This is a genomic window from Streptomyces sp. NPDC040610 (assembly GCF_055594065.1).
In genome coordinates this window covers 329,925-341,752 of the sequence record NZ_JBVIXA010000008.1, presented here as the reverse complement: position 1 = coordinate 341,752, position 11,828 = coordinate 329,925, and the positions used below count along the sequence as shown (strand labels likewise).

Below are 11,828 nucleotides of genomic sequence, written 5' to 3'. Positions count from 1 at the left end.
CGACTCTGCGGGAGATCCACGCGCCCACCCAGGGCCCCGCTCGACCCTGGGTCTGGCAGAACCACCCTCGCGTCGGCGGCACCCGGTCGTGGCCCCGGCCTGGCGGAGCCACCTCGGCCGGGCCACCTCATCGCTCCGCGCGTCGCCACCTCGGCCAGGCAATGCCCTTGCTCCGGGCGTCACCACCTCGCCCTGGCAACCCCTGGCTCGGGCCGAACCACCCCGACCAGGCAACCCCTGACTCCGGGCCGAACCACCCCGTGCCGGACAATCACCCCCATGGACTTCCGCACCGAACTCGCCGCCTTCCTCCGCTCCCGCCGCGCCCGGCTGCGGCCGGAGGACGCCGGGGCGCGGCCGTTCGGCGGGCGGCGGCGCGTGCCGGGTCTGCGCCGCGAGGAGCTGGCGGAACTGGCCGGGGTCAGCGTCGACTACTACGTACGACTGGAACAGGGCAGGACCCACAACGTCTCCGACGCCGTCCTCGACGCCGTCGCCCGGGCCCTGCGGCTCGACGACGCCGAGCGCGCGCACCTGGGCCACCTCACCCGCGCCCTGCGCCATCCCGCCTCCACACCGCCCGCGCCACAGCCGGTCAGGGCGGGCGTCAAGGTGCTGCTCGGGGCGCTGGACGGCGTGCCCGCGTACGTCGTCGGGCGCCGCCTGGACATCCTCGGCTCCAACGGCACGGCCCGCGCGCTGTTCACCGACTTCGACGCGCTGCCCGCCGAGCGGCGCAACGTGGCGTGGCTGCACTTCCTCGACGCGGGCGTGCGGGGCCTCTACCCGGACGCGGAGGCGTGGCAGGAGACCGCCCGCGACACCGTCGCCGCGCTGCGCATGGACCTGGGCCGCCACCCGTGCGACGACCGCCTCTGCGACCTGCTCGGCGAACTCTCCGTGCGCAGCGACGAGTTCAGCGCGCTGTGGGCCGAGCAGCTGGTGCGCGAGCACTCCCACGGCGTGGAGCGGCTGCGCCACCCGGTGGCCGGTGAGCTGACCCTGCGCCGCGAGACGCTGCGCCTGCCCGACGCGCCCGACCAGGCCCTGGTCACGTACGCGGCCGACGAGGGCACGCCGTCCCGCGCGGCGCTCGCCACGCTCTCCGCGCGCGCGGCGGCTCAGCGCTGCGGCGAGGGGAACGCCACGGGGCTGCGCAGGCCGGAGCGGCTGACCGCGCGCACGCCGAAGAAGACGTTGTCCTTGGACAGGTCGACGGTGTGACGGGTGACGTCACCGACGTCGATCACATGGGTCCAGTCGGACGCGGTGGTCTCGCGCCAGACGACCTCGTACCCCGCGAGGGCCGGCTCCGGGCCCCGCTCCCACACGAGTTCGGTGGCGTTGGTGAGCGCGGCGGTGAGGATCTTCGCGCCGCGCGGGGTGCCGGGGGCCTGGGCGAGGCTCCACAGGGCGGCGGCGTTCACGCGGGCCACGCGCGCGACGTACGGGAAGTCGCAGAACTCCGGCAGGTCCCCGTACTGCTTGCCGTCCTCGACGCGGACGTCCTGGTGCTGGTGGGCGTAGTCCTCGGCGGGCTCGGTGAACCGGGCGGCCGGGTAGGCGCGTTCGAGGAAGGGAATGTGGTCGCCGCCGCGCAGGTAGCGGTCGCGGCGGTGGACGACGCGGACCTTCATGCCGGTCGCGTCGTTGGCGGCGACGTCCCGTACGAAGCGGGCGAGCTGGCGCGACGGTGAGTCGTTCTCGCCGCCCACCGAGCGCCGCACGGCGGCCTCGTCGGGGGTCTCGGACGAGGGCACGCCCTCCGCGAAGAGGCGGATCGTGCGCGGGTCGCGGGTGCCGTCGTCGGCGGTGGGACTGCCCACGATGTCGTTGGTGAACATCCCTTGGACGTCGGCCTTCTGGAGCTTGTACTGCTCCGCCATGTGCGCCGCGCCGAACAGGCCCTGCTCCTCACCGGCGACGGCTGCGAACACGACCGTCGCGCCGAGCCGTCGGCGCGCCATGACCCGCGCCAGCTCCATGACGACCGCGACCCCGGATGCGTCGTCGTCGGCGCCGGGCGCGTCGCTGGTGAAGTCCATGACGTCGCTCGCCCGCGAGTCGTAGTGCCCCGACACGACGTACAGCCGGTCCGGGGACTCCGAACCGCGCAGTGTGGCCACGACGTTGGTGATCCGCGTCGGCTCCGGGATGCGGGGGCCCGGCTCCTGGACGTACGACTGGAGCTCCACGCGCATCCGGCCACCCGCCGCGCCCGCGTGGCGCCGCATCTCGGCGAGGATCCAGTCCCGTGCCGCGCCGATGCCGCGCCGAGGGTCGTCCTGCGCGGAGAGCGTGTGCCGGGTGCCGAACGCGGCGAGCCGCCGCACGGTCGCCTCGATGCGCCGGTGGTCGATCTCCCGCAGGAGCGCCCGCAGTTCGCGCGACGGATCCTGCGCGGTGGGGCCCGGGCCGACGCCGTCGCGGGCCGCCGCGGGGCCCGCCTGAAGGCCTACGGCTCCGGCCGTGGTGGCGGCCGTGGTGGCGGCCGTGGTGGCGGCCGTGGTGGCGGCCGCGGCCACCGTGAGAACCCTGCGCCGGGAGGTGCCCGTCTGCTCCGCCATGCGGCCATAGTCATGGACACCACAACGGGCCGCAAGGGGGCGTGGGGACGGGTGGGACAGCCACGGCGGGCGGGCCGTGCCGTGCCTCGCTCCCCCGCCCGGCGCGTTCGCCCGACCACCTCCCCCAGGACGGCTACGAGCGGCGGCGGGGCTTCCCCCGCTTGGCGCCCTGGGAGCCGCCCGTGCCGCGGCGCACGTTCTTGCCCGCGGTGGCCTTGCCTCCGCCGGGCTTGCCCCCGGACGCCTTGCGGGCCGAGCCCTTGCCCGCCGCCGACGTGCCGGACGTCTTCTTGCCCCCGGCACCGCCGGTCCCGCCATTGCGGCGCGCGCCGTCCTTCTCCGCGCTCTGGGCCTTCGCCCGCGCCTCCGGGGCGCGGCGGCCGCGGGTGCTGTTGACGGTCCGGCCGCGGATGATGCCGATGAACTCCTCCACCAGGTCGGTGGTGGCGTCCTCCGGCCACGAGAGCACGACGCTGGACTGGGGCGCGTCGGTGACCGGCCGGTAGGTGAGGTCCTTGCGGTGGTGCAGGCGGGCGAGCGACTGCGGTACGACGAGCACGCCGATGCCCGCGGCCACCAGCTCGATCGCGTCGGCCGTGGTGGCGGGGCGCTCGAGCGCGGGGCGGCCGGGCAGGCTCTCCCAGTCGAGGGTGTCGTCCTCGGGGTGCAGCACGATCTCGTCGGCCAGGTCCTCGGCGCTCACCTCGTCGGCGGCCGTCACGACGTGGTCCTTGGGGACGACGACCACGGACGTCTCCGTGTAGAGGGGGATGGCGCTGAGGACCGTCCGGTCGACCGGCAGCCGCACCAGGCCGGCGTCGGCGGCGCCGTCCCGCAGGGTCGCGTCCGCGTCGGCGGGCGCCACCGGTACGAGGGTCAAGGGGACGTCGGGCAGCCGCTCGTTCCAGACACGCACCCACTTTGTGGGTGTCACCCCCGGGACATAGGCGAGCCGGAACGAAGGGGTTACTTCCGAGCCTGTCACCCCGCCAGGCTACCCGGCGTGGTCAGAGGTCGCTCAGGCGCTCGATACCCTGGTGACCATGACGTCGCACCAGACCACCCAGACGATGAAGCCCGCGACCGCGGCGAAGAAGCTGGGTGTGTACCTCGAGGCCACCCCCGCCGAGTTCCAGGAGGGCGTGATCTCGCGGGCCGAGCTCAACGCACTGCAGGCCGACCCGCCCCAGTGGCTGCAGGACCTGCGCCGCACCGGCCCGCACCCGCGCCCGGTGGTCGCGGCCAAGCTCGGCGTGTCCATCTCGGGCCTCGCCCGCGGCGGCGTCACCGAGGCGCTCACCACGGAGCAGATCGACGCCCTGAAGGCGGAGGACCCGGGGTGGCTGCGCCGGGAGCGCGCCACGCAGGCCGACGTCCGCAAGGAAGCGGCGCGCCTGAAGGAGAAGCAGCGAGAGGGCGGCGAGGACTGAGCGACGGGCTCAGCCGAAGGCCGGGCAGGCGGGCAGTCAGGGGCCGGGCCGGGGGCATGGGAAGTCAGGGAGCCGGGCCGCGGAGATCGGGCCCGGCGTCACACCGGTGAACCTTCCGCGCCCGCGGTGAGCGCGCTCTCCAGATCCCCGGTGATCTCGAACGTGTCCGCCAATCCGGCAAGACGAAGGATCTTGCGGAAGAACGCGTTGTCGACGACGAGCGCCACCCCCGCCTGACGCCGCTGTGCCCCGTCCCGAGCGCGGCACAGCAGCGTCAGCCCCCCGCAGTCGAGGAACGACACCGCCCGCAGGTCAAGGACAAGGTCACGGTGACTCTCCCGTGCCAGTCGCGTGAGCGGGGCGGCGAGGACCTCGTCCGCGAGGATGTCCAGCTCGCCCCAGAACGCGACGACCAGTCGTTCCTGCCGCACCTCGGCGCGGAGGCCGAACTCGGCGTGGTCCTCGAGCATCGTTCCCCCTCATGGCACCGTGAGTGCGCGGCTCCGGGGTGAGTCCGTGCGATCCACCGGCGGGGTCTGAGCGATGAGCTGTCGCCACCGGGGGCAGGGGTGGCACGTTCTTGCCCTTGGCATACCCGACGGGCGAAGAATAATGCAACTGCCCTGCATTAAACAAGAGTTGGCTGAATCCCACTGACACGTGCCGGAGCCCGCGCTCCCACGCCGGGAGCACGGCCAGGACGCTGCCGCGGTCAGCCGCGCCCGCCCCGGCCGACCGCCATGGCCAGGCATTTCGCACCCGTCCACAGCGCGTGCCCGACCAGGACGAACACCCAGATCTTGCCGCCGTCCTCCAGCACCCGGGCGAAGCCCGACTCCTGTCCACCGCCGTGGAGCAGCACATCGACGGTGTCCTGGGTGACCAGATCGCGCAGCCACGAGAGCCCCACCAGCATCAGGAGCACCTGGACGACGGTGAACACAGCTGCGTGCCGCCCGAGTTCCCGAAGAAGCTGCTCCCGGGTCCTCGGGGGCTCCTCCTTCGCGGGCGCACTCTTCTCCTTCGAGGGCGCACCCTTCACGGCGGCGCCCTCGACAGCGGAGTTCTTCGCGAGGGGGCTCTTCGCGAGGGAGCTCTTCGGCGCCGGTGCGGGCTCGGGTCCGCGCTCGGGCTCGGGGTCGCGCTCCGGTTCCGGTTCGGGTTCTGGTTCGGGCGGCGGCGGGGGTACGTCGGCGACGCCCAGGCTCCGTACCGCCCGAGGTACGACTACGGCTCCGGCCAGGATCAGCGCGGCCGCGCTGAGGCAGGCGACGGTCCAGTCGGCGCCGTCGTACAACAGGCCAGCGGTGAGGGCTCCGATCAGCGCGCCGAGCAGGTTGGCGGACTCGTACACGCCCATGCCCCGGCCCGTGTGCTCGCCGGACGCCTCCGCGATGACGGCCTGCTGGATGGGGATGACCGCGGCCCAGGCGAGCCCGCTGAGGATCCACAGTGCGGCGATGACGACGGGGTTCGGCGCCCAGGCGAGCCCGGCCGCGAAGGCGGCGCTGGCGAACGACGCGCACATCAGGATGCGGGTGCGGCCGAAGCGGACCACGTAGCCGTGCAGGCGCTCGGCGGCGACGCTCATGGCGATGGCGCCGGGCAGGAAGACGTACGCGACCTGGATCACCTCCAGGTCGAACTCCCGCTGGAGGTGCATCAGGAGCAGCAGCGAGATCGCGGCCTCGGCCGTCATCGTCACGACCACGGCGAGCAGCATGGGGCGGAGCCTGCGCCCGACGGCACCGAGCCCGGCGACGGCCGAGCCCGCGGCGCCCTTCGCACCCTCCATGCTCTTCGCACCCTCCATGCTCTTCGCACCCTCCCTGCGGGGCGCGGACAACAGCAGCGCGGCGGCGAGCAGACAGGCCCCCGCGCAGGCCCAGAAGACCCCGTCGAAGCCGATCTCGCCGATCAGCACCATGCCCGCGACGAAGGCCACCCAGGAGCCGGTCTCCTGGGAGGCGAGGAGCCGGGGGAAGACCGCGGAGTCCTCCGCGAGGCGTTCGCTGACGATGGCGCGGACGGCGACCCACAGCAGGGCGCCGCCCACTCCGCCGACCGCCGCGGCGGCGTAGGCGGAGGCCGCGTTCTGCGCGAGGGCGTAACCGGCGGCCGAGGCCGCGTACAGGACCGCGCCCGTCGCGGCGACGTAGCGGCGCTCGAAGAGGTCGGCGAGCACGCCGGCGATCGGCCGGGCGATCACGGAGAGGGCCATCTCGACGGCCATCAGGATGCCGACCTCGGTGGCGCTCAGGCCGAGGGCCGCCCCCGCCCAGAGGGGCAGGATGAAGTCGAAGAGCTCGTTCGGCCCGTTGGTGAACGCGGCGGCGTGCAGCGTCCGCTCCTCGCGCCGCCGGGGCGCCCGCGGGCTCTTCGTGGCCGCCGCGGGAATGTCTCCGATCATGTGTCCGCCCCAAACTCCGACCGACGCCGCCTGACGCTGCCCGATCTCCGAGCACTGTTCGGTTAACTCCGAACGGTATACTGAGTTTCGTGGTGATCGCAAAAGGTGCGCCGCCCACGACGGCGTACGAGCCGGAGGGTGCCGCACGGTGACGGATCCGCTGACCGCATCGACCCCGCTGGAGCGCGCGCTCGCGCTGCTCTGGGGGCGCGACACGCGCGGCTCGCGCGGACCGGCGCGCGGGCTGACCCTGGACCGGATCGTCGAGGCCGCGATCGAGGTGGCCGAGCGGGAGGGGCCCGCCGCCATGTCGCTGCGGCGCGTCGCCGCGCGGCTCGGCGTCGGCGTCGCCTCGCTGTACACGTACGTTCCGGGGCGGGCCGAGCTGGAGGCCCTGATGCTCGACGCCGTGGCGATCGGCCGGACCCTGCCGCACGAGCTGCCCGGCGACTGGCGCGCGAAGCTGACGGCCCTCGCGCACGACGACTGGCGGGAGATCCGGCTCCACCCCTGGGTCCTGGAGCTGGGCGCGGCCGAGCAGGTGCCGGGTCCGAACATGCTGCGCTGGCTCGACTCGGCGCTGCGGATCTTCGACGGCACGGGGCTCAGCGAGACGGAGAAGCTGTCGGCGATCGAGACGGTGGACGCGTATGTGCGGGGCCTTGGGCGGCTGCGGGGGCCCGGGGCCGGGCGTACTGTGTCCGGCCCCGGGCCGAGCACGGAATCGGGCGCCGCGTCCGGGGTCGCGTCCGACGCCGTGCCCGGCACCGAGGACGAGGACACGCGGGAGCGTGACCAAGTCCTGGGACGGCTCGTGGACTTCGGTGCCTACCCGGCCCTGAGCCGGGCGCTGGCGGCGGGCGGCACGCCGTACTCGGGGGCTCCGTTCGAGTTCGGCCTCGAGCGGCTCCTGGACGGGATCGAGCAGTTGGTGCTCCGCCGCTCGGCATAGGCCGCGGCGGGCGGGACGGGGCAAGTCCGTGCGATACGGGGGAGGAAGCGATGGCACGTTCGGTTCTGGTCACGGGAGGCAACCGGGGGATCGGGCTCGCCGTCGCCCGCCGCCTGGCCGCGGGCGGCGACCGGGTGGCGGTCACGTTCCGTTCGGGCTCACCGCCCGCGGGGCTGTTCGGGGTCCGGTGCGATGTGACGGACCCGGAGCAGGTGGACCGCGCGTTCAAGGATGTCGAGGCGGAGCAGGGCGCGGTGGAGGTGCTCGTCGCGAACGCGGGCATCACCCGAGACCGGCTGCTCGCGGTGATGGCCGAGGACGACTTCGCCGCCGTGCTCGACACGAACCTGGGCGGGGCCTACCGCGTCGCCAAGCGTGCCGTCCGGCCCATGATGAGGGCGCGCCGGGGCCGCGTCGTCCTGATCTCGTCGGTCTCCGCGCTGCTCGGCACGGCGGGCCAGACGAACTACGCCGCGTCCAAGGCGGGCCTCATCGGCTTCGGCCGCTCCCTGGCCCGGGAGCTTGCGCCCCGCGACATCACGGTGAACGTCGTCGCGGCCGGTCTCATCGACACGGACATGACGGCGTCCCTGCCGGAGGCCCGGCTCACCGCCATGACGGAGGGCGTGCCGCTCGGCCGCGTGGGCACGACGGAAGAGGTGGCGTCCGTGGTCGCGTTCCTGGCGGGGCCCGACGCCGGGTACATCACGGGGGCCGTGGTGCCGGTCGACGGGGGCTTGGGGATGGGCCACTGAGGGGTCGACCTGGGCTTCGGCGGGCGTCTGCGGTTGGCGCGTTGTTCCGGTCTGCGTGTTCCTGCGGCCCACGCGCTTCGCCTTACGCCGGGTGCCTCACCGGTCGCCCCGGTCCCGTCCCGCTTGTCCGCCGAGGCCCGGTACACCCGGCCCGGATCCCGCGCGCGTTGCTCGCCCTGCCCACTTGAGCTGCCTGGGCGCGGGCAGTCTGCCCCGCCCGCGTCCGCTGACGCGCCCGCCCTCGCGCTTGGCCCAGCCTCCGCCTCGCCCGGTCCAGCCGGTCTGCCCAGCCCGACCACCCCACTAGCCCGGCCTGCCTGCCTTGTCCGGCCCGTCCGACCTCTCTGTCCCGTCCACCTCGCTCGACCAGCTCGCCCCGGACACCTCCCCCTCCCCACCATTCCGCGCCAACGCGGCCACCGTCCGGGACAGCCCCATATGCAGCGGCACCCGTGGCGCCCAACCGGTGGCCCGGTGGAAGGCGGTCGCGTCGACCGTGAAGCTGTGGAAGTCGACGGGGGTCGCGTGGTCCGGGGGCTCGACGGTGACGACCGGGACCGGGGGGCGGCCGGTGGTGTCGGCGGTGAGTCGGGCGACGGTGCGGAAGAGGTCGCCGAGCGTGGTCATGCGGCCGGTGCCCACCACCCAGTGCCGTCCGGCGAGTTCGCCGACGCGGTCCAGGCCGGTGACCAGGGCGCGGGCCGCGTCGTCGACGTGCAGCAGGTCCCGGCCGATGGTGCCGTCCCGCCACACGGTCAGGGGCTCGTCGGCCAGGGCGCGCCGGGCCATGGCGGTCACCACACCACCGTCGGCGGCGGTCGGCGTGCGGCTCTCGCCGTAGACGGTCGGCAGTCGCAGGGACACCGCGCGCAGGACGCCCTCGCGGGTGGCGTCGAGGAGCGCCCGTTCGGCCAGGGACTTGTGGCGGTCGTAGCCGCTGGCGGGGCGGTCCTCCTCGGTGCCGTCGACACGGTCGCGCGCGGTCAGCCCCACCTGGCTGGCCGACCCGGCGAAGACGCACGCGGGCCGCCGCGCTTCCGGCGCCGCCCGCAGGATGTCGACGAGCGCGTGCACCATCCCGACGTTGACCCACTCCCCCAGCGGATCGTCGTCGGTGCGCCAGGCGCGCGCGCCGGAACGGTGGCACACCAGATGGACGATCGCGTCGACATCAACGACAGCGGCGGCCAGGCTCGCGGTGTCCGTGAGATCGACGGCACGCACCTCGACGTCGGCCACCGCGCCGACCGGGACTGCGCTGGGACGCCGGGCCACCAGACGCAGGCGCAGACGCCGCCGCGCGAGCATCGCGGCGACGGCGGATCCGAGGAAGCCGGAGGCACCGAGCACGGCGATGCGGGGCGGGTCGCCGCCGACGGACAGACGATCGCGGACGATCCCGCCGGAGGTGCCGGTGCCGTCGGACCCACCGGACCCACCGGACCTACCGGCCCCACCGACTCCCACCCCTCCACCTCCCACCCCCACCTCACCCACGACGCTCCCCCTCCCCCTCCCGCTCCCCCGCCCCCGCAAGCGCCGCCTCCCGCAGCCGTGCGTCGAGGCGCAGGCACGTCTCGTACTCCGGCAGCAGGCCCGCTCGTTCGGCCGCCGCGAGGGTGGGTGCGTTCTGGTCGCGGGGGGACAGGAGGCGCGGCAGGTCCTCGCGCAGGGGCAGGGCGAGGGCGGGGTCGGTCACCGACACCGCCTTCTCGTCGTCGGCGGCGTACCCGCCGGAGAGCAGGTACTCCATCACCGTGTCGTCCTCGAGGGCCTGGAAGGCATGGCCCACGCCGACCGGCAGGTGTACGGCCCGGAACGTCTCCGCGTCCAGGACCAGGCAGTCCCAGCGGCCGAACGTGGGCGAGCCGACGCGCAGGTCGACAACGAGGTCGAGGGCGCTGCCGCGGGCGCAGTGCACGTAGGTGGCCATGCCGGGCGGGGTGCGGGTGAAGTGGACGCCGCGGACGACCCCGCGCCGGGACCGGCTGTGCCCGGTCTGCGCCACCGGGAACAGCGGCCCGCCGACGGCATGGGCGTACGCGGGCCGCTGATAGGGAGCGACGAACAGGCCGCGTTCGTCGGGGAAGACGGTGGGAGTGAACGCGTACGCGCCGCGTACGCCCAACTCGGCTGTCCGCACGGCACCTTGTCCTTTCGACGGGGTTCGCGAGGTTCGCGGAGGGTGTGGGCAGGGCCCGGAGTGGTTCACGGGTGGCTCACGGGAGAGACGCCAGGCAGGCCAGGAGGCTGCGAGCCTGGACATTCACGTGGTGGCCGCGCGCGACCAGCGCGTGGAGTTGATACAACGTCAGCCACCGGTAGTCGTCGGGGAGTTCGGCGTCGCGGGACGGCAGCGCGGCGTCCGCCTCGATGATCCGGTAGCGGGTCGCCGCCCGGTGGAAGCGGCCGCCCTCCTCGGACAGCTCCGCGTCGAACCGTACGCACGCCGGATCGTCGGTCAGCGCCGAGCCGTCGAAGGGACCGGCCTCCTCCGGCACGGCGGGCCCGGTGTCGTCGGACCACTGGACGGTGGGCCCCAGCTCGACGAGATCGCCGAGGCCCGGCTCGGTCCGCGCCCGGACCAGGACTCGCGGCACGCCCCCGCCGGTTCGGCACAGGAACACCGCGAGGCCCGGGCGGCGGGGCGCGAGGAGCGGCTGGGCCCACTGCCGCACCTCGCGGGTGCCCGCCTCCACCCGGACCGCGATGATGCGGAACGACCGCTCGCGGACGTCGACGATCTCCGTCTCCGTACGCGTCCAGCCCTCGATGTCCGCGAGCGGGACCGGCCGGGCGTCCCAGGGGCAGTGCTGCTTGGCGTCGATGAGCCAGCTGGTGAGCGCGCTCAGGGAGAGCGGGTCGACGGCGGCCCCCGGCGGCACGGGCGCACCGGAGGCAGGCGCGGCGAGCACAGGCGCAGTGAGCACAGGCTCGGTGGGCGCAGGCTCGGTGAGCACGGGTCCTGCGGGCAGACACCCCAGTACGGAACGCGTGTCCATGTTCACCAGATGGTCCACGCCCAGGAGCCGCCGCACCGTACGCAGTGCGATCCAGCGGAAGTCGGGGTGCTCTGCGACCTCCCCGACCGGCTCGACGACCATGTTCCGGTTGTGTTTGCGCCAGAACCACGCGCCCTGTTCGGACTGGAGGGAGTCGACGAGGACACGGCCTCGGCCGGGGCCCGTGAAGTGCTCCAGGTGGCGGGTCGCGCCGCCCCGGTGCACCCGGGTGTAGTTGCTGCGGGTCGCCTGGACGGTGGGCGAGAGCTGGATGCCGTCGATGTTGCCCGGCTCCGCCTTGGCCTGGAGCAGCACGTGCGGTTCGCCGTCCAGTTGCTTGACGAGCAGGCCGAGCACGCCGATCTCCGGTTGCACGATCACCGGCTGGTCGCGGCCCGACCCCTCGGGGCCGCGCACCCGCATCCCGGAGACCGTGAAGAAGCGCCCGCTGTCGTGGACGAGGTCGCCGCACCGCGTGAACGACCAGTGCGGCAGGTCGCGGAAGGGGACGGGGGTGACGGACAGCCGGGCAGCACTGCGACGTTCGGCCCACCAGGCGGCGAACGCGGCGTCCAGGTTCACGATCCCCGCGGTCGGGCCCCCGCTCTCCGGAGCCGCGGCGACGACCGAAGCGGCTCGACGTGACGTGACGATGACGGCACCTCCCACGGAACGCCGTTGGTCCAGGGCCCGCCGCCCGAGCGGAGAAGCC

Annotated in this window: 11 protein-coding genes; 4 read left to right on the top strand and 7 right to left on the bottom strand. The window is 74.2% G+C overall.

Features of this window, described 5'->3' with window-relative positions; genetic code table 11:
* The first annotated feature begins 279 nt into the window (after positions 1-279).
* Entirely contained in the window at positions 280-1,224 is a 945-nt protein-coding gene (locus ACZ6AA_RS27275) for a helix-turn-helix transcriptional regulator (RefSeq protein ID WP_468456430.1), read from the top strand.
* Here ACZ6AA_RS27275 and ACZ6AA_RS27270 read toward each other — a convergent pair.
* Positions 1,122-2,567, bottom strand: a complete 1,446-nt coding sequence (locus ACZ6AA_RS27270; RefSeq protein WP_471460542.1) for a M20/M25/M40 family metallo-hydrolase — start codon at positions 2,565-2,567, stop codon at positions 1,122-1,124. The genes ACZ6AA_RS27275 and ACZ6AA_RS27270 overlap by 103 nt on opposite strands.
* A gap of 133 nt (positions 2,568-2,700) precedes the next feature.
* Positions 2,701-3,552, bottom strand: coding sequence for a LysR substrate-binding domain-containing protein (locus tag ACZ6AA_RS27265; protein ID WP_471460540.1), 852 nt, complete (start codon positions 3,550-3,552; stop codon positions 2,701-2,703).
* 58 nt (positions 3,553-3,610) lie between these two features.
* Here ACZ6AA_RS27265 and ACZ6AA_RS27260 point away from each other — a divergent pair, with 58 nt between their 5' ends.
* On the top strand, positions 3,611-3,997 hold the full coding sequence (locus ACZ6AA_RS27260; protein ID WP_468456424.1) for a DUF5997 family protein: 387 nt from the start codon (positions 3,611-3,613) through the stop codon (positions 3,995-3,997).
* Positions 3,998-4,095: 98 nt separating this feature from the next.
* On the opposite strand, the gene ACZ6AA_RS27255 is transcribed toward ACZ6AA_RS27260, so the two are convergent.
* Positions 4,096-4,467 (bottom strand): STAS domain-containing protein, encoded by a 372-nt coding sequence (locus ACZ6AA_RS27255; RefSeq protein WP_468456422.1) that lies wholly within the window; start codon positions 4,465-4,467, stop codon positions 4,096-4,098.
* A 242-nt stretch (positions 4,468-4,709) separates the two neighbouring features.
* Positions 4,710-6,407 carry an MFS transporter gene (locus tag ACZ6AA_RS27250; protein ID WP_471460534.1) on the bottom strand — a complete coding sequence of 566 codons (1,698 nt, stop codon included), beginning with the start codon at positions 6,405-6,407 and terminating at the stop codon, positions 4,710-4,712.
* Positions 6,408-6,555: 148 nt separating this feature from the next.
* Here ACZ6AA_RS27250 and ACZ6AA_RS27245 point away from each other — a divergent pair, with 148 nt between their 5' ends.
* Together ACZ6AA_RS27245 and fabG are read left to right on the top strand one after the other, a co-directional pair.
* Complete coding sequence (locus tag ACZ6AA_RS27245; RefSeq protein WP_471460530.1) at positions 6,556-7,359, top strand: TetR/AcrR family transcriptional regulator; 804 nt, start codon at positions 6,556-6,558, stop codon at positions 7,357-7,359.
* A 50-nt stretch (positions 7,360-7,409) separates the two neighbouring features.
* Positions 7,410-8,114 (top strand): 3-oxoacyl-ACP reductase FabG, encoded by a 705-nt coding sequence (gene fabG, locus ACZ6AA_RS27240; protein ID WP_471460528.1) that lies wholly within the window; start codon positions 7,410-7,412, stop codon positions 8,112-8,114.
* Positions 8,115-8,417: 303 nt separating this feature from the next.
* On the opposite strand, the gene ACZ6AA_RS27235 is transcribed toward fabG, so the two are convergent.
* The 3 genes from ACZ6AA_RS27235 to ACZ6AA_RS27225 all read right to left on the bottom strand — a co-directional run bounded on the left by ACZ6AA_RS27235 (position 8,418) and on the right by ACZ6AA_RS27225 (position 11,698).
* Positions 8,418-9,581, bottom strand: a complete 1,164-nt coding sequence (locus ACZ6AA_RS27235) for an NAD-dependent epimerase/dehydratase family protein (protein ID WP_471460527.1) — start codon at positions 9,579-9,581, stop codon at positions 8,418-8,420.
* 22 nt (positions 9,582-9,603) lie between these two features.
* Positions 9,604-10,257 (bottom strand): dTDP-4-dehydrorhamnose 3,5-epimerase family protein, encoded by a 654-nt coding sequence (locus tag ACZ6AA_RS27230; protein ID WP_471460524.1) that lies wholly within the window; start codon positions 10,255-10,257, stop codon positions 9,604-9,606.
* A 76-nt stretch (positions 10,258-10,333) separates the two neighbouring features.
* Positions 10,334-11,698, bottom strand: a complete 1,365-nt coding sequence (locus ACZ6AA_RS27225; protein ID WP_471460521.1) for an NDP-hexose 2,3-dehydratase family protein — start codon at positions 11,696-11,698, stop codon at positions 10,334-10,336.
* Positions 11,699-11,828: the final 130 nt, after the last annotated feature.

What these genes read in the sequence shown, in the direction of transcription:
- ACZ6AA_RS27275 (WP_468456430.1), top strand. Translation starts at nt 280, where the DNA reads ATGGACTTCCGCACCGAACTCGCCGCCTTCCTCCGCTCCCGCCGCGCC.
- ACZ6AA_RS27270 (WP_471460542.1), bottom strand. Translation starts at nt 2,567, where the DNA reads ATGGCGGAGCAGACGGGCACCTCCCGGCGCAGGGTTCTCACGGTGGCC.
- ACZ6AA_RS27260 (WP_468456424.1), top strand. Translation starts at nt 3,611, where the DNA reads ATGACGTCGCACCAGACCACCCAGACGATGAAGCCCGCGACCGCGGCG.
- ACZ6AA_RS27255 (WP_468456422.1), bottom strand. Translation starts at nt 4,467, where the DNA reads ATGCTCGAGGACCACGCCGAGTTCGGCCTCCGCGCCGAGGTGCGGCAG.
- ACZ6AA_RS27250 (WP_471460534.1), bottom strand. Translation starts at nt 6,407, where the DNA reads ATGATCGGAGACATTCCCGCGGCGGCCACGAAGAGCCCGCGGGCGCCC.
- fabG (WP_471460528.1), top strand. Translation starts at nt 7,410, where the DNA reads ATGGCACGTTCGGTTCTGGTCACGGGAGGCAACCGGGGGATCGGGCTC.